Genomic DNA, 22,667 nt, shown 5'->3' with positions numbered 1-22,667 from the left:
TAAGGAGATTAAAATGAAAACAGAGATTTATACGATACCAATACAGGATGCATTTGCAGAGGAAAGCGAATGTCCGGTCTGCAGAATGTATCAGAAATTAGAAGAAAATGCTATCAATTATACCATTGGACCGGGTGCAAGTTACATGGAGGGAGATATCCGGGAGCAGAGCGATGAACAGGGCTTCTGTCAGAAACATTTGGGAATGTTATATGAATATCCGAATAAATTAGGACTTGCCATGATGTTAAAGACCCATATGGATAAGACAGCTAAGGAGTTAAAAAAAGCAATGAAAGCACCACTGCCTCAGGCAGCCGTACTTTTCAAGAAAAAGAGCCAGCCAGTCCATCCGGTGATTACTTTTGTGGAAGAAAAAGAGAAAAAGTGCTTTGTGTGTGATTACATTAATCACAGCTTTACAAATTATATCAATACCATTTACTATTTATATGAAAAAGAAGAAGACTTCCGCAAACAGTTTGCAGCATCCAAAGGCTTTTGTGTAAATCATTATAAAGTTCTGTTTTCCGGTGCTCCGGAATATATGGGTAAGAAATACCTGAATGAATTTCTGATGACTTTAAATAAGACTTTTATTAACGGATATGAGAGGGTGCGGGATGATTTAGAATGGTTCATCTGTAAGAATGATTACCGTTATAAGGAGCAGCCTTGGAAGAATGCAAGGGATGCACTGCAGAGAGGACTGGTAAAGGCAGGAAGTATCATGGAGGCAGAAGAAAAGAAGGAATAGGTAGAGGTAATAAAAGAAAAGGGGATAGAAGAAGACGTAAGAGCAACAGGTAAATAAAAACAGGAAAGAGAGGTATTTATGACAAGTTATATTTTACTGGTAGCAGCAGTGATTTTATTGTGCCTGTCATTGAATAAAATGTCCAACAAACTGGGAATTCCAATGCTGTTGGCATATATTCTTCTTGGCATGATGTTTGGAACAGATGGAATTTTAAAGATTCCTTTTGATAATTTTACGATTGCCGAACAGATTTGTACGGTGTCCTTAATCTTTATCATGTTTTACGGTGGATTTGGAACCAACTGGAAACAGGCAAAGCCGGTGGCTGGTAAAGCAGTATTATTATCAACAGTGGGTGTGATACTGACCGCAGTAACAACCGGAGCATTCTGTCATTTTATATTGAAAATGGATTTCTGGGAAAGTATGCTGATTGGCTCTGTAATCAGTTCTACGGATGCGGCATCGGTCTTTTCAATCCTTCGTTCCAAGCGGCTGAATCTTAAGAACAATACTGCATCCATGTTGGAGGTGGAAAGCGGTAGTAATGACCCATGTTCTTATATGCTGACCGTAATTATATTAACAATAATGAGCGGAGAATTAAGTGGTTCTTCACTGGTTGTCATGATATTCTCACAGATTATTTTTGGCATATTAGTGGGGGTAGTTGTGGCACTGGCAGCAGCATTCATTTTGAAAAAAGTGAATTTTGCAACAGATGGATTTGATACGATATTTGTATTCAGTATGGCACTGGTATCCTACGCCGGAGCATCCATGATAAATGGAAATGGTTATCTGGCAGCATACATTGCCGGAATTATCCTTGGTAACACTCCTCTTCATCACAAAAAATCACTGGTGCATTTCTTTGATGGAATCACCGGATTGATGCAGATGCTGATTTTCTTCCTGCTTGGTCTGCTGGCATATCCATCCCAGCTGCCAAAGATACTGCCGATTGCACTGGCAATTGCGGTATTTTTAACATTTGTGGCAAGACCGGTTTCTGTATTTGCTATCCTGATGCCATTCCGCTGCCCGGTAAAGCAGCAGCTTCTGGTGTCCTGGGCGGGGCTTCGTGGAGCGGCATCCATAGTATTTGCAATTATGGCAACAGTAAGCCCGGCATATACGAAGAATGATTTGTTCCACATAGTTATTTTCATTGTCCTGTTCTCTATCAGTATTCAGGGTACACTGCTTGGACTGGTGGCAAAGAAGCTTGACATGATAGACGAAAATGGCAACGTCATGAAGACCTTCAGTGACTATTCCGATGAAATGCCGGTGGAGTTTGTTAAAATCAGCATCAAGGCGGGACATCCATGGGAGAACCGCAGGATAAAAGACCTTACTTCCCTGCCGGATTTATTACTGGTGCTGATTCTAAGAGGCGAGGAGCGTATCATTCCAAATGGCAACACGGTAGTGCTTGCCGGAGACAAGATTGTCTTAAGTGCCTTATCTCCGGAAGAAAATCTTGGCATCTGTCTGACAGAAATCCCAATCGAAAAAGACAGCAAGTGGATTGGAAAACCATTATCCAGAATAAAACTGGGAGAAGAGAAGCTGGTTCTCGTTCTAAAGCGGAATGAGAAAGTTGTGATACCGAACGGAAATACTGTGATTCGTGAAAATGATGTGCTGGTAATCAGCCAGTTATAGATATATTTTTAAAAATTTAAAAATATATGCAACAGAATGAAATTCAGCGACACTATATATATGAGACCGGTCAAAGGAAAGGACTTAGGAAGGTATAGGGTGAGCATATGGAACAGGAACTGCAGCTGGTGTGCAGGGCACAAAGTGGGGATACCGGTGCATTTGCACAATTATATGAAGGCGTTTATCAGGACTTGTATCGCTTTGCGTTATATGTGCTGAAGCATCCGCAGGATGCACAGGATGTGGTCAGTGATACCGTGATGGATGCATTTGCACAAATCGGGGAGCTTCGGAAATCAGAAGCGTTCCGGGCGTGGATATTCCGTATTTTAAGTAATAAGTGCAAACGGAAATTAAAAGAGTATGCGACCCGGCCGGAAGAGCTGACACCGGAGCTTTTAGAGCATCTGGGAAAATCCGGAATGGATGAGCATGCAGCAGTCCGGAGCCTGTTCTTTGAGCTGCCTTCCGAGGAACGAATGATTATCGCCATGCATTTATTCTGTGGGTATAGCAGTAAGGAAATCGGAAAACTGTTAGACCTTAACGAAAATACCGTCCGCTCAAAAGAGAGCCGGGGAATAAAGAAAATGGTGGAGAAATATTGGAAGTGAGAAACGGAAGATATGCAAAAAGTCTGGAAAACAACAGGAAATTCAGATGAGATGGAGGTGCCGGTATGAATGAACAGGAGATTTTAACCCAGTTAAGAAAAGCGGCGGAAGAGATAGAGATACCAGAGGCTCTGAAGCCGGAACAGATAGAAAAACAATTACAGGAACAGAAAGCAAAACAGCAGCAGGAAAATCAGCACTTGAAACCGAAAAAATCGAAGAAAATAATTCCATGGCGCAGACTTGGAAGTATGGTGGCAGTGCTGGCACTGGTAGTATGCAGCGGAATTTATATAACAGTGACCCGTGTTGATAAGAATTCCGGTACAGGGCAGACGGATTCCATAGCAATGACGGATACGCAGCAGACTGTGGGAGAAGCTGGTGAAACAGAGGAAGCGGAGCATGTGGATGTGGCTTCTCTTGGAACAATGTATCATCGTGCATCGGATTATAAGGAGGTATATCAGACTCTTCTTAAGGGGTATCAGCAGAACTGGATAGAAGGGGAAATGAGCGCAGAGACGAGCACTGCGACATCGGAAGATAAGGCTTCCGGCAATGCAGCAAAGGATGAGAGTGCCGATATGGATTTATCGGAGGGCAGCAAGGAAGGCAGAAAAGATTATTCTACGACAAATCTTCAGATGGAAGGCGTAGACGAGAGTGATATTGCCAAAATTGATGGCAGTTACATTTACACTGTAGAGGATAAATATATTGTTATAACAGATATCCGGGATGGAAAATTAGAAGAAGTAACACGATTTTTACCAAAAGATTGTGGTGCGGCAGACCGGGTGATGGAAATTTATGTGGATGGAGACCAACTGATTCTAGTTGTGCAGGGCTATGAGACATCCTTGGGCGAAAGCAGCAAAGCTGGCTCTGATAAGGAAAACTCAGATAAAGAAAGCTCAGATGAAGAAATTGCTGTATCAGATGCTTCTGAAGACAGTGCATTCTGCTATAAAATGAATGGAAAAAGCACCACACAGATTCAGGTATACAGTATCGTAGACCGTAAGAATCCGGAATTTGAAGGAAGATTAATTCAGGATGGTTATTATAATACTTCCAGGAAAATCGGAGATGTAGTCTATCTTTTTACGCAGTATAATATGACATCTGATGTGACGAGTTATGTGGAAAAGAAGCATGGTGTAGAAGACTTGAAGGAAGGAAATGGTGTCAGCAGTCTGGCGGAAGCTGTGATTCCAAAGGTAAATGGAGAAAAGGTTGCCGCCAGTGAAATTTATCTGCCGGAGTCATCAGGAGAAAGTGGTATACTGGTTTCTTCACTGGATGTAAATAAGCCGGATAAAGTGCTGGACAGTAAGCTTGTAATCTCCGGATATGCCCAGACTTATATCAGCAAAGATGCCCTGTATTTATATGAGGAAGATTACGATGGAGCAATGATTACCAATATTGCGAAATTTGCACTGGATGAGGGCAGAATCAGTGGCGTGGCGGCAGCGGCAGTAAGTGGTTATGTCAGAGATACCTTTGCAATCAATGCCAGTGATGGATATCTTCGGGTATTGACCACCGATTATAGCACAGAGGATGAGGTGAATGCACTTTATATTCTGGATGAGAACATGAAATTAACCGGACAGTTGACGGGCATTGCACCGGGAGAAGAAATCTATGCCGCCCGCTTTATGGGAAACACTGGTTACTTTGTAACCTACCGGAATACCGACCCACTGTTTACCGTGGATTTATCAGATCCGGCAAAACCGGAAATTATCGGCGAACTCAAGGTGACCGGCTTCTCCGAATATCTGCATTTCTGGGATGATACACATTTACTGGGCATCGGTTATGAATCAGATGAGAATACCGGAAATATAGAAAACATTAAGCTTTCCATGTTTAATATAGAAAATCCGGGAGAAGTAACCGAAGAAGCAAAGCTGGTATTAAAGGATGTAGATTATAGCGAAGCATTATATGATTATAAGAGTGTCATCATTTCAAAAGATAAGAATTTAATCGGTCTGGTTTGTGAGGATTATAGCGGCAGCAGAACCAAGCAGACCTACCAGATATATTCCTATGAAAATGGAATCTTTAAGAAACAGGCAGAAATTCCGGGCATTAACGGAGTTAATTACGAAAATGTCCGTGGAATGTATAGTGGCAATGTATTTTACCTCTGGATTAATGATAACATTACATCCTATGACATGACCGATGGATTTAAAATGTTAAAGGAGCGGGAGTGATTCTTGCAAAACTTTCCCGATAGCTTTATAATGACAGTATATGTGCCGGGTGGTGGTATGAAAATATCATCACCCGGCAACTTATGCAGAATCGGTGACTGCGAAATGGAAAAAGGATAAACGAAAAACGAAATGTCTGTCTGCCCAATGTTTGACAAGATGCCGCCTTCTGTTCACCTATGGGCGAATACATTTACGCAGGCTGTTAGGGGCTCTTAGAATTTTAATAATATCTGGCAACGCTGGTACAGGGACGTACCAGCGAGGTGCAGAGGAACATGGATGTGACTTTGCACCGTTTGCCATATATAAAAGAATTATTTCAAAATTCTTAGAGCCCCTTGCAGCCGGAGTGGTATTCGCTATGGGTGAACAAAAGGCGCATCCAGTCAAAGCAGCGGTAAGACATCTTCATTATCATTTTCCATTTCGCAGTCACCATAACAACAAGTGCAAGGGAGAATAAGCATGCAATATAGAGAAAATCCGGGAAACAAAGACCAGCTGTCCATCTTAGGCTATGGCTGCCTGCGTTATTCTAAGAAAGGAACCGCAATCGACCAGGAAAAGGCAGAGCGGGAGATGGCAGCGGCAGTGGAAGCCGGGGTCAATTATTTTGATACCGCATATACTTACGGTGGAAGTGAAGCATGCCTGGGAAAGTTCCTGGCAAAAGGCTATCGTGATAAGGTAAAAATTGCCACCAAGCTGCCACATTATTATATTAAGGCAGAAGGTGATATGGAGCGGTATTTTAAGGAACAGTTAGAACGCCTTCAGACAGACCATGTGGAATATTATCTGATGCATATGCTGAATGATATTGCAGCATGGGAGCGGCTGACCGCACTTGGAATACAGGACTGGATTGCAGAGAAAAAGAAAAGCGGTCAGATTGGAAATATCGGATTTTCTTTCCATGGCGGAGCCACCCAGTTTAAGAAAATCATAGATTCTTACGACTGGGATTTCTGCCAGATACAGTATAATTATATGGATGAACATACCCAGGCGGGAACTGAAGGCTTAAAATATGCTGCAGCGAAGGGACTTCCGGTGATTATCATGGAGCCGCTGCGGGGCGGCAGGCTGGTGAATGCACTGCCAAAGGCTGCCAAAGCCATATTTGCATCTGCAGAACCACATCGTTCCCCGGCAGAATGGGGACTCCGCTGGATATGGAACCATCCGGAGGTGACAGTAGTGCTTTCCGGAATGAATGATATTGCACAGGTAGAGGAAAATGTAAGGATTGCATCGGATGCCACAGCTGATGCATTGACAGAGAAAGACTTGGAAATCTTTGAAAAGGTAAAGAAATCCATTAACCAGCATATGAAGGTACCTTGTACCGGCTGCGGCTACTGTATGCCATGCCCGCATGGAGTAGATATTCCGACCTGTTTTGCAGCATATAATACACGCTATACCGACAGCTTTTATTCTGGTATGAAGGCATATATTATGTGTACCACTTTAAAGACAAATCCCACCAACGCTTCAAAATGCCGTCAGTGCGGAAAATGTGAGAAACACTGCCCGCAGTCCATTGCCATCCGGCAGGAATTAAAACAGGTGGCAAAGAAGATGGAGAATCCGGTTTATAAGGTAGCAAGGGCGATTTCGAAGCGCATTGGAAAGTATTAGAAAAAAATATTATGAAATTTTGTAAAAAATAAAGGAAATTTGAAGGTGGACACAGAATTATAATAGCAGAGGTCGAATGACGTCCTCATAATGGTAAAGATGATGGCAGTGCATTTACATCATGAAATGGTGATGTGACAGGAAGGGAGAAGATAAGGATATGACAATTCGGGAACGGATGGAGCGCATGGAGCATGAGATGTTAAGCCCTTATGCAGCATTAAGCGAGAATTCCAAAGGACGGGATTATCCGGAGGCACCTTGTGATATACGTCCCGTATACCAGAGAGACAGAGACCGTATTCTCCACTGTAAGGCATTCCGCCGTCTGAAGAATAAGACGCAGGTGTTCTTAACACCGAAGGGTGACCATTATCGTACCCGTATGTCGCATACCTTAGAGGTATCACAGAATGCCAGAACCATTGCAAAGGCACTGCGGCTGAATGAAGATCTGGTGGAAGCCATTGCATTAGGGCATGATTTGGGACATACGCCATTTGGTCATGCCGGAGAGCGGGTGTTAAATGAACTTTGCTCCGGTGGTTTTAAACATAATAAACAGAGCGTACGTATCGTAGAGAAATTGGAAAAAGGCGGACAGGGACTGAACCTGACCTGGGAAGTGCGGGATGGCATTTTAAATCATCAGACCAGTACGATGCCGCATACACTGGAAGGCAAAATCGTCCGTTTCTCCGATAAAATCGCCTATATTCATCATGATATCGATGATGCGGTGCGTGGAAAGATAATGGTGGAAGAAGATATTCCAATCGAGATACGGAAGGTATTGGGAAAGAATTCGGCAGACCGGCTGGATACACTGATTCATGATATTATAACCAACAGCATGGATAAGCCGGATATCATTATGTCCGATGAAATTTTCCAGGCAATGCAGGATTTACGGAAGTTCATGTTTGTAAGCGTATATACCAATTCCATTGCCAAAGGAGAAGAGACAAAGGCAGAAGGATTACTCAGCAAACTGTTTACATATTATATGGAACATCCGATGACGATGCCGGCACAGTATACCGATATGATTGCGGAAGGCGAAGAGGAAGAAAGGGTAGTATGTGATTATATCGCAGGAATGACCGACCAGTATGCAATTGCCAAATTCTCAGAATATTTTGTACCGAAGGCTTGGCAGGTGAATTAAGGAATGGCATATTATTCAGATGAATTAATAGAGGAAGTACGTTCCAGAAATGATATTGTAGATGTGATTTCCGGATATGTACGGTTGACAAAAAAAGGCAGCACGTATTTTGGACTGTGCCCCTTCCATAATGAAAAGACCGGTTCTTTTTCCGTATCACCGAATAAGCAGATGTATTACTGCTTTGGATGCGGAGCAGGCGGAAATGTATTTACCTTTCTGATGCAGTATGAGAACTTTTCATTCCCGGAAGCGATGGAGGCATTGGCAGAGCGTGCCGGAATCGAACTGCCGAAGCAGGAAATGAGTGCCCAGGCAAAGAAAGAAGCAGACAAACGCCAGATTCTGTTAGAGATTAACAAGGCAGCCGGCAAATATTATTATATGCTGCTGCGGAGTGAACACGGAAAACAGGCGTATGAATATTTTAAAAAGAGAGAATTATCGGATGCCACCATGCAGAAGTTTGGGCTTGGCTATTCGGATAAATACAGTGATGATTTGTACCGCTATTTAAGAAAGCTTGGATATGATGATGCAATCTTAAAGGAATCCGGTCTTGTGTCCATTGACGAAGTCCGGGGCGGACATGATAAATTCTGGAATCGTGCCATGTTTCCGATTATGGATGTGCATAATAAAGTAATCGGATTTGGTGGACGAGTCATGGGGGATGGCGAACCGAAGTATCTGAATTCGCCGGAGACCAAAATCTTTGATAAGAGCCGGAATCTGTATGCATTGAACTTTGCAAGACAGACCAAGAAACCGCAGATGCTCTTATGTGAAGGCTATATGGATGTAATTGCGCTGCATCAGGCAGGCTTTGACAATGCAGTGGCATCCTTAGGAACCGCGTTTACCAGTGGACATGCCAGTCTGCTGAAACGATATACGAAGGAGGTTTATCTTACCTTTGACAGCGACGGTGCCGGAATTAAGGCGGCACTTCGTGCAATCCCGATTTTAAAAGAAGTAGGGCTGACAGCCAAAGTCATCAACATGAAGCCGTATAAAGACCCGGATGAATTCATCAAGGCACTTGGAGCGGAAGAATATCAGAAGCGGATTGATGCGGCAGAAAACAGCTTTATGTTTGAAATCAGGATTTTAGAGCAGAAATATGATATGAAGGACCCGGAAGGAAAGACCGCATTCCAGACAGAAGTGGCAAAGAAACTGCTTGATTTTACCACGGAACTGGAGCGGAACAATTATATGGAAGCCGTGGCGGATAAATATCATATGAGCTTTGAAGCACTCCGGAATCTGGTAAACCAGCTGGGCACCCAGGGAGGACTTGTAAAAGAGCGGACACCGCTTAAGAGTGGGCTGAATGAGAAGAAGCATAAGAAAGAGGACGGCATGAAGCAGTCCCAGAAATTGCTTTTGACCTGGCTCATAGAATATGATAATCTGTACGATAAAATCAAAGATATCATTACACCGGAAGATTTTACGGAAGACATTTTCCGTAAGGTGGCAGAGCTTCTCTACGAGCAGAAGAAGTCGGGTACTGTCAATCCGGCACAGATTATCAGTTTATTTGCAGAAGAAGAGGAACAGCGGGAAGTTGCAGAGCTCTTCCATGCGAGAATCCATGAAGTGGATTCTGCTGCAGAGCGGGATAAGGCGTTAAAAGAGACGATTCTGCGGGTGAAGGATAACAGCATCTCCTATCGTTCGGCGCACTTAGAACCTACGGATATGCAGGGCTTGCAACAGCTTGTGGCAGATAAGAGAACCTTGCAGAATATGGAGAAAATGCATATTTCTATAGATTGAGGACAAAATACTATTTAGTCCCGTTTATATGACGAATCATGAGAGGATGAACAAGAAAATGGATGAAAAGATGGAAAAGACTACGAAAAAGACAACAAAAGCTGCAAAAAGTGCTCCGGCAGCAAAAGACGAAAAGATGAGCATTGAGGAGAAAAAAGCAAAATTGCAGGAAAAACTCCAGGAACTCCTTGCGCTGGCAAAGAAGAAAAAGAACAGCCTTGAGTATCAGGAAATCAGCGAGTTCTTCAAGGACATGGAACTGGATGCAGATGAGTTTGAGAAAATCTTAGACTTCCTTGAGACCAATAACATTGATGTGCTTCGAATCATGGATGATGACGATATCGATGACGATATCATCTTAGATGACGAAGACGAGGTAGAGGTAGAAAAGATTGATTTATCGGTACCGGACGGCGTATCCATTGAGGATCCGGTCCGTATGTATTTAAAGGAAATCGGTAAAGTACCTCTTTTAAGTGCAGAAGAAGAAATCGAGCTGGCAAAGAGAATGGAATTAGGAGACCAGGAAGCAAAGAAACGTCTGGCAGAAGCAAACCTTCGTCTGGTGGTAAGTATTGCAAAACGTTATGTAGGACGTGGTATGTTATTCTTAGACCTGATTCAGGAAGGTAACTTAGGTCTGATTAAAGCCGTTGAGAAATTCGATTACCGGAAAGGCTATAAGTTCTCTACCTATGCAACATGGTGGATTCGTCAGGCAATCACAAGAGCCATTGCAGACCAGGCAAGAACCATCCGTATCCCGGTTCATATGGTTGAGACAATCAACAAACTGATCCGCGTTTCCAGACAGTTACTGCAGGAGTTGGGACGTGAACCGACCCCGGAAGAGATTGCAGCAGAAATGAATATGCCGGTAGACCGTGTACGTGAAATCTTGAAGATTTCCCAGGAGCCGGTTTCTTTAGAGACTCCAATCGGTGAAGAGGAAGATTCCCATTTGGGAGACTTCATTCAGGATGATAATGTACCGGTACCTGCTGATGCAGCAGCATTTACCCTGTTAAAAGAGCAGTTAGAGGAAGTGCTTGGAACACTGACCGAGCGGGAGCAGAAGGTATTAACCCTTCGTTTTGGTCTGGAAGATGGACGTGCCCGTACACTGGAAGAAGTTGGAAAAGAATTCAATGTAACCAGGGAGCGTATCCGTCAGATTGAAGCAAAGGCACTCCGTAAACTGCGTCATCCAAGCAGAAGCCGCAAATTAAAGGACTATCTGGAGTAATATATGAATAAACTTTCAAAAAGAATGCAGGCAGTTGCAGCATTGGTTCGGAATACCACCTGCCTTGCAGATGTAGGATGTGACCACGGTTATGTTCCGATTTATCTGATTCAGTCAGAATGTATTGGGCATGCCATTGCAATGGATGTGAACCGGGGGCCGCTTCTTCGGGCAGAGGAGCATATCCGGGAAGTTCATTTAGAAGATTACATAGAAACCAGATTGTCCGATGGACTTACGGCACTGGCTCCATCTGAAGCCGATGGCGTGGTAATCGCCGGAATGGGTGGAGCGTTGACGAAACGGATTCTTGCAGAGCATCCGGAAGTCTGGAAGAAGATGAATAATCTTGTGTTACAGCCACAGTCTGAAATAGAAGAGGTACGCCGTTATATTTATGCGGAAGGCTTTCACATTGAAGAAGAAGATATGGTGGAAGAAGAAGGCAAATATTACGTGATGTTAAGATGTGTACCGGGAAAAGCAGCACCGTTGACGGATGTTGCTTTTCGTTATGGTGGATATTTATTACAGACAAAAAATGAAATATTAAAACAATATTTAATAAAACAGAGACAGCAGTTCTCGGAAATCTTAAAGAAACTTGAAATCCAGAAGCTTATGCCGGAGCAAACTGTATTGCAGAAACCAGAATTGCTGCAACAATCTGCAACGCAACAGGATGAATTGCAGCAGAAAGAAGATGGCAGTACAAGACGCTTTGAACGGCAGAAAGAACTGGAAGAGAAACTTGCAATGATAGAAGAAGCAGAGCGTATCATGGGAGAAAATATATGAAGTGTGAACAGATACGGGAAATATTAGAGACACTTGCTCCTGTAGCAATGGCCTGTGAATGGGATAATCCGGGATTTCAGGTCTGCAGATGGGAGAAAGAGATAAACAGTATCTATCTGGCGGTGGATGCAACCGATGAAGTAATTGCGGAAGCAAAAGAACTTAAGGCTGATATGATACTGACGCATCATCCGTTAATCTTTGGTGGAATCAAAAATGTTCTTACCAGTGATTTTATCGGCAGAAGAATTTACGGACTGGCACAGCAGGATATGGTTTACTGTGCGATGCATACGAATTTTGATATCTGCGTCATGGCGGACCTTGCAGCAGATTACCTGGAACTAATGGAGACAGAACCATTGGAAGTAACCGGGGAGTGGCAGGGAAAATCCTGTGGTATCGGCAAAGTGGGAATGCTGCCAGAGGAGATAAGCCTAGGGGATTGCGGCAGGATTGTAAAAAGCCGGTTTCAGACAGAAGCGGTAAAAGTATTTGGTGATACCAGCCGCATGGTACAGCGTGCAGCAATTTGTCCTGGCTCCGGAAAGAGTGAAGTGGATGAAGCGATTGCAAAGGGTGCCCAGGTGTTGATAACAGGAGATATTGACCACCATACGGGAATCGACGCAGCAGCCAGAGGCTTAAGTATCTTAGATGCAGGACATTATGGATTGGAGCATATTTTTGTAACCTATATGGCAGAATATTTCAAGGAGAGATTACCGGAACTGAACATATACAGCCAGAAGTTACAATCTCCGTTTTCCTATATTGTATAAATAGTAATCAAAGAAATGGGGGACTACTATGGGAGAAGTTAAATGTAGAATTAATATTCATGGAAACGTAAGGGAGTATGTGCCGGAAACCACATACAAGCAGCTTGCCAAGGAATATCAGAAACAGTTTCCGGATGATATTGTCCTGGTGCTGGTGAACAACCGCCTGCGGGAGCTGCGTGAAAAGGCAGAATCAGGAAATCTTACCTTTATTACAACGGCAGACAAGGATGGCAGGAAAGCATACCGGAGAAGTACGGCGCTGCTGATGCAGAAGGCAGTGCATAATCTTTATGGGGAAGAAAAGATTACGGTCCGCATCATGCATTCCATTGCCCAGGGATATTATTGCGAACTGAAGCGGAATGAGGAAAAGAACGGAGCATCAGAGCAGGCAGAATGGGTAGCTGTCGATGAACAGATGTTAAGGGATTTAAAGCAGGAGATGCAGCGTCTGGTAGAAGCCGATTTTCCGATTGAAAAGCACAGTCTGCCGACGGCAGATGCAGTAGAACTCTTCCGGAGACTGGGAATGACCGATAAAGAAAGACTGTTCCGCTACCGGAGAAGCTCAAGGGTCAATATCTATGAGCTGGATCATTACAAAGATTATTTCTATGGATACATGGTGCCGTCTACCGGTTATCTGAAATATTTTGACCTGACATTATATAAAGAAGGTTTTATGCTGCTCTTTCCGGGAAAAGATACCAGGAAGGTGGATATTTTTGTTCCATCGGATAAACTGTACCTGACACTGGAAGAAGCGTCAGAGTGGGGACATACCATGGGAGTAGGAACCATAGGAGCTTTGAATGATGCAGTTTCTGCAGGAAGAATACAGGAAATTATTCTGATACAGGAAGCCCTGATGGAACAGAAAATAGGACAGCTGGCAGAGCAGATTAAAGAGGGACATCATAAGAAATTCATTATGATAGCAGGTCCGTCCTCTTCCGGGAAGACAACGTTTTCCCACAGGCTGTCCATACAGCTTGCCGCCCATGGCATGAAACCGCATCCGGTTCCGCTGGATGATTTTTATGTAGACCGGGATAAGACACCGAAAGATGCAGATGGAAAACTGGATTTCGAATGCCTGGAGGCATTGGATATTGACCGTTTTAACAATGATATGACAAGTCTTTTAAACGGAGATGCAACGGAACTGCCGGTATTTAATTTTAAAACCGGAAAGCGGGAAGAAAAAGGCAGAATGATGCAGCTTGGAGAGGAAGATGTACTTGTTATTGAAGGCATCCATGGACTGAATGACAGGCTTTCCTACTCTCTGCCGCAGGAAAGCAAATTCCGTATTTATATCAGTGCGCTGACCCAGCTGGATATTGATGAACATAACTGCCTGCCGACGACAGATGGCAGACTGATCCGGAGAATTGTAAGGGATGCAAGAACCAGGGCTACATCAGCGAGGGAGACCATTGCCATGTGGGATTCGGTAAGGCGGGGAGAAGAAAAAAATATCTTCCCATTTCAGGAAGGTGCAGATGTAATGTTTAATTCAGCTTTAATTTATGAGCTTGCTGTGCTGAAACAGTATGCAGAGCCATTGCTGTTTGCAATTGAACGGGACTGCCCGGAGTATCTTGAAGCGAAGCGGCTGCTGAAGTTCTTAGATTATTTCCTTCCGGTACCGGCGGATAATATCAATAATAATTCGATTATCCGTGAGTTTATTGGTGGAAGCTGTTTTAATGTCTGATATAGAAACAATATGAGGGATAGACCGTGTTTCTTGTGCAAAAGAGACATTTGTCTATCCCTGAATTTTACTTAAAAACACAAAAAATAGATAAAAAATAACGAAAAAAAACGAATAAAAAGAGAAATTTTGTTGAAAAGCATGTAAAGAATGGCTATAATAAAATAATGATGATTTTTGTCACATCATGCTATGTGAAGAATGATTTGGAGAGTGGCAGAGAATGGAAAGCAGACAGAAGAAACGTCTGGGGGATATGCTGATTGAGGAACAGATTATTACAGATGAGCAGCTCTCAGATGCATTAGAGAAGAAAAAGGGAACTACAAAGCGGCTGGGTGAGGTTCTGGTAGAGCTGGGTTATACCAGTGAGACGGATATTGCCAAGGCACTGTCAAGCCAGCTTGGACTGGAAATAGTCTCGCTTAGTGGAATACAGATAGAAGAAAATGTGCTAAAGCTGGTAGACGTGGCAGTTCTGAGAAAATATGTCATGGTACCAATTGGCTTTTCACCGAATAATATGAATGAAGTCCGTGTGGCAATGGCCGACCCGATGGATATGCGTGGAATTGATGATTTTTCTATTATTACTAATCTGCAGGTCGCACCGGTAATTGCCACAACCCATGATATTATGCTTACCCTTGACCGTTTCTATGGAAGCAGTGAAGCAAGGAAGGTGGCTGAGGCATATGCACTGGAGCGCCGGCAGGAAGAGCAGAGGGAACAGGAGAAGGAGAATGATGAAGATATTGCAAATTCCCCGATTGTTCTTCTGGTAAATGCCATGATTGAGCAGGCAGCAAGACAGCGTGCCAGTGATATACATATAGAAGCATTGGAAAGCCGTGTAAGAATCCGCTACAGGATTGATGGTGTGTTATATGAGAAGGCGAGCTACGACATCCGGCTTCTGAATGCAATTACAGCACGTATCAAGATTATTGGCGGCATGGATATATCAGAAAAAAGAAAACCACAGGATGGACGAATTACCCTTGTGGTAGACCGTGTGGAATACGATATCCGTGTATCAATCCTGCCAACGGTTTATGGAGAAAAGTGTGTACTTCGTCTTGCACAGAAGAAAGCACTGACCAAGGATAAGAGGGAACTTGGATTTACCCCGGGGGAGCTGGAAAGCTTTGACCGTATGTTAAAGCATCCGAATGGAATCCTTTTGGTAACAGGACCAACCGGAAGTGGTAAATCAACGACGCTTTACACAGCACTTTCTGAACTGAATACAGAGGATATTAATATTATCACAGTAGAAGACCCGGTAGAGGCGAATCTGGACGGCGTCAATCAGGTACAGGTAAATGCCAAAGCGGATATGACCTTTGCATCTGCACTGCGTTCAATCCTGCGACAGGATCCGGATATTATCATGATTGGAGAAATCCGAGACGAAGAAACTGCAGAGATTGCGGTACAGGCTTCTATTACCGGACATCTGGTAGTAAGTACCCTGCATACCAACAGTGCAGCAGGAACCATTACCCGAATGTTAAATATGGGCGTAGAGGGATATCTTCTTGCAGATTCCGTAATCGGAGTGATTGCCCAGCGTCTGGTGCGGAGACTTTGTCCGAACTGTAAACAGCCGCATAAGCCGACTGAATATGAGCGCAAGCTTCTGAATCTGGATGATTTGGATGAGACGATGATTTTTGAAGCAAAGGGCTGCCCGATGTGTGCCAATACAGGATATAAGGGCAGAATCGGTGTCTATGAGATGATGGAAATCAACACAGAAATGAAAAATGCCATAGCAAAAGATGCTTCCACTGCCGAAATCAAACATCTGGCAGTAGAAAATGGAATGGAAACTCTTGCAGCGGGAGCCAGACGTAAAGTTTTAGAAGGAATTACTTCTGTGTCAGAGCTGGTGGGAGTATCTGCTGAGGATTAAGGAGAACTGGGGATTTTACAATGAACAGAATAGAAATGTTTTTGCGGGAAGGAAATGAAAAAGGAGCATCCGATATCCATCTTGCACCGGGAAGCCCGGTGATGTTCCGGATTGATGGAGAACTGGTTCCTGCATCAGATGAGAAGATAAAACCATTTGAAATAGAAGAAATGATAGAACCGCTGTTGACGGAAGAGCAGAAGGCAGAGCTGAAGGAAAATGGAGAACTGGATTTTGCGTATTCTATCGCAGGCTTTCACAGGGTGCGTTTTAATGTGTTCCGTCAGAGAGGTACTTACGCGGTAGCACTCCGTATACTCTCGTTTGAGATACCGGAAGCAAAGCGGCTGGGTATTCCACCATCTGTGGTTGACCTGACCAACCGCAAGCGTGGACTGGTATTGGTAACAGGACCGACCGGAAGTGGTAAATCTACCACACTGGCGTCTTTGATACATATTATTTCCGAAACATATGCTAAGACAATTATTACACTGGAAGACCCGATTGAGTATTTGCATCCTCACAGCAAGTCAATTGTATTGCAGAGGGAAATCGGTTACGACAGTAAGAGTTATGCGTCAGCACTTCGCGCCGCATTGCGTGAAGACCCGGATGTAATTCTGGTGGGGGAGATGCGTGACCTAGAAACAATCAGTATTGCGATTACGGCGGCAGAGACCGGACATCTGGTATTTTCAACCCTGCATACCAACAGTGCAGCAGCAACCATTGACCGTGTCATTGACGTGTTTCCACCGCATCAGCAGCAGCAGACCAGGATACAGCTGTCAGGTGTTATTGAAGGAATTATCGCTCAGCAGCTTCTTCCAAAGGAAGGCGGTGGACGTGTGGCGGCTTACGAGGTCATGCTTGCCACTCCGGCAATCCGTAACCTGATACGTGAAGGAAAGAGCTTCCAGATACAGTCTATGATACAGACCAGCAAGAAGCTTGGCATGCAGGCAATGGATGATGCCATTTATGACCTTTATATGCAGAATAAGATATCAGCAGAAGATGCCGTAAGTTTTGCACAGGAGCCGGCAGTTATGCAGCAGAAGGTAACGCTATTCTAAACTGCGGAGCATCTGCAGGGAACTGTTAACAGCAGCTTCCGTGGATACCGTAGAATGAGAAAAATGGTTAACAAATTTGAAATTTAACCGATAAATATACTGTAAGGGGGATGAGAAGGTGCCCAGTTATTCATATATAGCAGTGGATGCCATGGGAAAAGAGAAGAAGGCAACCATTGATGCAGAAAATCAGGACAAGGCAGCAGCCCGGCTTAAGAAAAACGGACTTACTTTAATATCCATAAAGGAAGTCGGATTGTTAGAAAAGGACGTTAAATTAAGCTTTGGGCGGAAAGTAAAACCAAGGGATTTAAGCGTGTTCTGCCGGCAGTTTGTCAGTATGATAGAAGCCGGGGTTACGGTAATTGATGCCCTTGGAATGTTAGAGGAACAGACGGAAAATAAGAGGCTTTCCGCTGCACTTCATGAAGTGCGTACCGAAGTGGAGAAAGGACAGACACTATCCGAAGCCATGGGACATCAGGGAGAGATTTTCCCGGAAATGCTAGTGAATATGGTGGCGGCAGGAGAGACCTCCGGTAATATCGAGCTTTCCTTCAGCCGTATGGCAGTGCAGTTTGATAAGACGGCAAAACTGTCCGGCTTAATGAAAAAATCACTGGCTTATCCGGTGGTACTGCTGATTGTGGCAGTATTAATCGTCATTCTGATGGTAGTAAAGGTAATACCGGGATATGCAGCAACCTTTGAACAGGCAGGTATGCAGCTGCCGGGCATCACCCGGGCAATGATGAGCATGAGCCATGTGATTACAAAATTCTGGTATCTTTTCGTGGGAGGAATCCTGCTGATTGTACTTGGTATCCGGGAATGGCGCAAGACAGAGAGCGGAAAGCTGTTCTTTGGTAAAATAGCCATGAAGCTTCCATTGTTTGGCAAGTTAAACATAAAGACATATTCTTCACAATTTGCCCGTACATTAAGTACTTTAATGTATGCAGGAATTCCATTGATTCATGGAATTGATGCAGTCACCAAGCTGATGAAGAACCGCCATTTCCAGCTGCAATTGCAGTCAGCAAGAGAGGAAGTGGCAAAGGGCGTTCCGTTATCAGAACCGCTGCGGAAGGGCGGACTGTTTCCGCCTATGGTAATCCACATGCTTTCTATCGGCGAGGAAACCGGTGATATTGAGGGCATGTTAGACAAGCTGGCCGATTATTATGATGAAGAGGTTGAGATGACTACCCAGACGGTTATGGCGGCAATGGAACCAATGATTATCGTAGTAATGGCAATTATCGTAGTCATTCTGATTGCAGCAATATATGCGCCGATGCTTTCTATGTACAACCAGCTCGGCAACATGTAAAACGAATTAAGATTCCGTAATAGGGGCGGAATTTTAAGATAAAATATTTATATTTATACAAGAAGGAGAATAGCATTATGAACAAGATTAGAAACAGAAAGAACAACAAAGGCTTTTCATTAGTTGAGTTAATCATCGTTATTGCCATCATGGCAATCTTAGCAGGAATCTTAATTCCTCAGTTTGTTAAGTACATCAGCAGCTCCAAAGTATCCGGAGATATCCAGCAGGCAGAGAACATCTACAATGCAGTAGCAGCTCAGTACGCAGATTCTCAGGGAAATGCACCAACAGGTATGACTTATGATGGAAACAAGCATATAGTAGACAAAGATGTTGCAGAGGCATTAGATATGGGAAAAGCAGCACCTACATGTAAAGTAGATTCCACCTATAAATTTATGTATAGCTGTGATGACAAGGGTACGGTTGCTGTATATCTTGCACCAGAAAGCTCGGATGGTTCAGCATATAGTGCTACTACCGATACCAAGATATCTCCATCCATCGAAGGTAAAGATGCAGATAAGTGGAAAAAATAATCCACTGAGTTAAGAAAGGACACTACATACCATGACACCAATGCTTGCACTCATCACAGTATTTATTTTCATATATGGAATTGTCATCGGAAGCTTCTTAAATGTCTGTATCTACCGGATACCGCAGAAAGAAGATATCGTCCGGGAGAGTTCCCACTGTATGAGCTGCGGGCACCGGTTGAAATGGTATGATTTAGTGCCACTGTTCAGTTATCTTTTTTTAAAGGGAAAATGCCGTTACTGTGGTTCGAAGCTGTCAAAGCAGTACCCTATCGTCGAAGCACTCAATGGAATCCTTTATGTAGTTGTATTTTATGCAACAGATTTTAGCTGGGACAGTATTTTATACTGCCTTATGACTTCTGCGTTAATCGTACTTAGTGTGATAGATTACCGCACCTATGAGATTCCTTTTGGAATCAATGTGTTCCTGTTTGTACTGGGGGTTATCCGGTGCGTATTTGGAAAAGGGGACAGAGGAACCTTGATGATTGGTTTCTTTGCAGTAAGCTTGTTCTTGCTGTTATTATCACTTCTTACCAGAGGAGCAGCGATCGGTGGTGGAGACATCAAGCTGATGGCGGCTGCCGGGCTGCTTCTCGGATGGAAGTTGATTATTCTTGCATTTGTGATGGGATGTATTGCGGGCTCTGTGGTGCATCTGTTCCGGATGAAGGTCTGTGGTGCCGGCAGAATGCTGGCGCTGGGTCCATATTTATCGGTCGGGATATTTATTGCCGCCCTGTGGGGGAATGGGATGATAGACTGGTATCTGGGACTTTTTATGTAGAAAAGAGTGATTATAAGTGGAAAGTGTATGAAGCATAGGTATGCTTTCCAGTTATAATCACGAAAGGTGAGTGAAGGATGAAGATATTAAGTATAGAAATAGGTGTTGATGTAACCCATGTATTGGAGATGGATTGCCGGGTGAAGAATCCGAAAGTATATCGAAGCTTTAGCTTTCAGACTCCGGTAGGTGTAATTGGAGAAGCTGGTGTGCGTAAGAGTGAGGAATTCCGCACAGCCTTACATAAGCTTCTGGATGCAAATAAGATTAAGACACGGAAAACTTTATTCGTAGTTAATTCCGGTAAGATAGCAAGCCGTGAAGTGCTGATTCCGATGATAAAAGAAAACCGTATCAAGGATTTCTTGAATACAAATTCGGCAGATTTCTTCCCGGTAGATTTATCCCGGTACCAGCTGGTATACCGGAATGAAGGTGTGGTACAGCAGGACAAGGTAAAGAAGAGAAAATTATATGTATTTGCTGTGCCGGGAGATCTGGTGCAGTCTTATGAAGAACTGGCAGATTTCTGCTCCCTGGAACTTACCGCACTTGACTATGTGGGAAACAGTATTTTCCAGATGATGCATAAAGCGGTAGGAAATAATATCTGCTGTTCTGTAAAATTAGACAATAATGCAACCATGATTACGATTATCAATCAGGGAATGGTTGTATTACAAAGAACAGTATTTTATGGCTTTGAAGAAGTAGAGAAGGTTGTAGTGGATTCCGGTCTTTTCCCGAAGGAACAGTATCCGGCAGCAATGGATATATTACAGCAGACAGACTGTCTGGATGCAAACCAGGCGGCACCGGAAGATGCCATGAATGCCATGCGGGCAGAAGCGGTAGAAGCACTGCGTCCGATGATTGGCAATATCCGGAGGGTATTAGATTATTATCAGTCCAGAAATAATGGGGCAGAAGTAAAAGAGTGTTTCCTGATTGGTAACGGAGCTTATATCAAGGGACTGGACAGACTGATGTCCCTGGAATTGAATCTTCCGGTACATTTGCAGGAAAAAGATGTTTTAAACGGTTTCCGTACATCCGGAGGCAGATTGGATGCTATGTATGAAGCCTGCTATGGAGCAGCAATACAGCCATTAGACTTCGTGTTTGGTTCGGCACAGACTGCAAAGATTATAGAGGAGAAGAAAAAACGCGAATTGTTTGCAGCAAAGCTGATTGGTCTGCTTTGTGTGGCATGTGCTGTGATATTGCTGGCATTATCCGGAGTGCAGAGAATTGCATTATCCCATGAACTGAATAACCTGAATAAGCAGAAGGATGAACTGGAATATATACAGGATATTTATAATGCATATGTGGATACCAAGAGCCAGTATGATGATGTGACAAAAATGAATGGCAAGACAGAGACAGTCAGTGATGCACTGGCAGATGCCATTGAAGAAATGGAAGAAAAATTCCCATCCGGTGTAAAGGTAACAAGCCTTACCAGTAATGGAGAGGGAATTTCCATGGACATTGAAGTATCTACAAAGGAAGAAGCAGCAAAGATTTTGCAGAATCTTGCAACCTTCGATGCTTTCCGCAGTGTAACGACCAACGGAATTACAGAATCCACAGATGAGAACGGTAAAATTACGGTAACATTTTCAGTGATGTGTACCTATGTAAATGGTACAGCAGATGATTCCATTGATACCGAGACCACACCGGAAGAAGATGTCGAGACCTATATGAATGGTGACCAGTATATTTATCCGGATATGGAAGGCAGTACCGAAAGTGGGGAGGCAGACAATGAATAAGGAAAATAAGAAAGTAAACGACAGGGAATTAAAACTGATATTTGTATTAGGCGGCATAGTATTATTTTTCTTAATCTACCAGTTTGGATATCTGAATGTCCAGAAGGCAAATGAAAATTTAAAGAGCCAGGTAGATGAGGTGCGTGGAGAAGTAAAGGTTATGCAGACCATGAAGCAGAACGAAGAGACTTATAAGGCATATACAGATTCCATGACACAGGAAATGCAGGAGGTAATGGATGCAATTCCATCAGAGATCCGTTCGGAGGATAAGATTATGTTTGCCAGAAGCCTTGAAAAAGAGTATGGCTTTCATGTTACCGGCGTAGGTCTTCAGACGGACGAAATGGTTTATGAAATGAATGAAGATGGAAGCAATCCGGCAGATGATGGTAAATTGTTATATCGTACCGTGGTAAATCTTGACTGTGACTGTGATTATACACAGCTTAAGAACTGCCTGCGTGGATTAAAGAAGAATAATTTCAAGATGTCTGTGGATACAGCAAGCTTCGGTCCGGATGAAGAGACCGGGAAACTGAAAGGAAACATGACGGTAAATATGTATTATCTTTACGGAAGTGAGAAACCATATGAACCGTTAACTATTGATGGGGTATCCTTAGGAACAGATGATATTTTTGGAACGGGAACGATTACTCCGTCAGCTCCATCGGATGCCGCAGGTACGGAAGATACCACAGGAACAACAGGTACTACAGGAACAGCAGGTACTACAGGAACAGCAGGTACCACAGGAACAGATACCGGGCGGTAAGAAAAGCCGGAC

Annotated in this window: 18 protein-coding genes; all 18 read left to right on the top strand. The window is 43.5% G+C overall.

The annotated features are described in order from the left end of the window. Positions 1–13 precede the first annotated feature (13 nt). The gene (locus LKD41_RS10655) at positions 14–757 is read left to right on the top strand and encodes a DUF6062 family protein (RefSeq protein ID WP_022244018.1); all 744 of its coding nucleotides are present in this window, start codon (positions 14–16) and stop codon (positions 755–757) included. Between the two features lie 78 nt (positions 758–835). After that, positions 836–2,431: a potassium/proton antiporter gene (locus tag LKD41_RS10650; protein ID WP_022244019.1), complete on the top strand. Its 1,596-nt coding sequence runs from the start codon at positions 836–838 to the stop codon at positions 2,429–2,431. A gap of 107 nt (positions 2,432–2,538) precedes the next feature. Beyond that, entirely contained in the window at positions 2,539–3,048 is a 510-nt protein-coding gene (locus LKD41_RS10645; RefSeq protein ID WP_022244020.1) for an RNA polymerase sigma factor, read from the top strand. A gap of 65 nt (positions 3,049–3,113) precedes the next feature. After that, positions 3,114–5,282, top strand: a complete 2,169-nt coding sequence (locus LKD41_RS10640; protein WP_227701152.1) for a beta-propeller domain-containing protein — start codon at positions 3,114–3,116, stop codon at positions 5,280–5,282. A gap of 468 nt (positions 5,283–5,750) precedes the next feature. After that, positions 5,751–6,929, top strand: coding sequence for an aldo/keto reductase (locus LKD41_RS10635; protein WP_227701151.1), 1,179 nt, complete (start codon positions 5,751–5,753; stop codon positions 6,927–6,929). A gap of 160 nt (positions 6,930–7,089) precedes the next feature. Further along, positions 7,090–8,097 carry a deoxyguanosinetriphosphate triphosphohydrolase gene (locus LKD41_RS10630; RefSeq protein WP_022244023.1) on the top strand — a complete coding sequence of 336 codons (1,008 nt, stop codon included), beginning with the start codon at positions 7,090–7,092 and terminating at the stop codon, positions 8,095–8,097. Between the two features lie 3 nt (positions 8,098–8,100). Next, the gene (gene dnaG, locus LKD41_RS10625) at positions 8,101–9,882 is read left to right on the top strand and encodes a DNA primase (protein WP_118057218.1); all 1,782 of its coding nucleotides are present in this window, start codon (positions 8,101–8,103) and stop codon (positions 9,880–9,882) included. Positions 9,883–10,018: 136 nt separating this feature from the next. After that, positions 10,019–11,131 carry an RNA polymerase sigma factor RpoD gene (rpoD, locus tag LKD41_RS10620; RefSeq protein WP_117698098.1) on the top strand — a complete coding sequence of 371 codons (1,113 nt, stop codon included), beginning with the start codon at positions 10,019–10,021 and terminating at the stop codon, positions 11,129–11,131. A 3-nt stretch (positions 11,132–11,134) separates the two neighbouring features. Next, entirely contained in the window at positions 11,135–11,929 is a 795-nt protein-coding gene (locus tag LKD41_RS10615; protein ID WP_227701150.1) for a tRNA (adenine(22)-N(1))-methyltransferase, read from the top strand. Further along, on the top strand, positions 11,926–12,711 hold the full coding sequence (locus LKD41_RS10610; protein ID WP_022244027.1) for a Nif3-like dinuclear metal center hexameric protein: 786 nt from the start codon (positions 11,926–11,928) through the stop codon (positions 12,709–12,711). The genes LKD41_RS10615 and LKD41_RS10610 overlap by 4 nt, the downstream gene beginning before the upstream one ends. 28 nt (positions 12,712–12,739) lie before the next feature. Then, on the top strand, positions 12,740–14,434 hold the full coding sequence (locus LKD41_RS10605; protein ID WP_022244028.1) for a nucleoside kinase: 1,695 nt from the start codon (positions 12,740–12,742) through the stop codon (positions 14,432–14,434). Between the two features lie 223 nt (positions 14,435–14,657). Next, complete coding sequence (locus tag LKD41_RS10600) at positions 14,658–16,352, top strand: GspE/PulE family protein (protein WP_022244029.1); 1,695 nt, start codon at positions 14,658–14,660, stop codon at positions 16,350–16,352. A gap of 20 nt (positions 16,353–16,372) precedes the next feature. Then, a complete protein-coding gene (locus LKD41_RS10595; protein ID WP_117841989.1) occupies positions 16,373–17,431 on the top strand; it encodes a type IV pilus twitching motility protein PilT in 1,059 nt (352 codons plus the stop codon). A gap of 118 nt (positions 17,432–17,549) precedes the next feature. Further along, positions 17,550–18,764 (top strand): type II secretion system F family protein, encoded by a 1,215-nt coding sequence (locus tag LKD41_RS10590; protein WP_022244031.1) that lies wholly within the window; start codon positions 17,550–17,552, stop codon positions 18,762–18,764. A gap of 77 nt (positions 18,765–18,841) precedes the next feature. Then, on the top strand, positions 18,842–19,306 hold the full coding sequence (locus tag LKD41_RS10585; RefSeq protein ID WP_022244032.1) for a type II secretion system protein: 465 nt from the start codon (positions 18,842–18,844) through the stop codon (positions 19,304–19,306). 31 nt (positions 19,307–19,337) lie between these two features. Next, positions 19,338–20,096: a prepilin peptidase gene (locus LKD41_RS10580; protein WP_022244033.1), complete on the top strand. Its 759-nt coding sequence runs from the start codon at positions 19,338–19,340 to the stop codon at positions 20,094–20,096. A gap of 77 nt (positions 20,097–20,173) precedes the next feature. Further along, a complete protein-coding gene (locus tag LKD41_RS10575; RefSeq protein WP_227701149.1) occupies positions 20,174–21,877 on the top strand; it encodes a hypothetical protein in 1,704 nt (567 codons plus the stop codon). Beyond that, on the top strand, positions 21,870–22,655 hold the full coding sequence (locus LKD41_RS10570) for a hypothetical protein (RefSeq protein ID WP_227701148.1): 786 nt from the start codon (positions 21,870–21,872) through the stop codon (positions 22,653–22,655). Before LKD41_RS10575 ends, LKD41_RS10570 begins: the two co-directional genes overlap by 8 nt. Positions 22,656–22,667 lie beyond the last annotated feature (12 nt).

The organism is Roseburia sp. CLA-AA-H209, assembly GCF_020687575.1.
In the GTDB taxonomy this organism is placed as follows: domain Bacteria; phylum Bacillota; class Clostridia; order Lachnospirales; family Lachnospiraceae; genus Roseburia_C; species Roseburia_C amylophila.
This window is presented reverse-complemented; position numbering and strand designations above follow the sequence as displayed.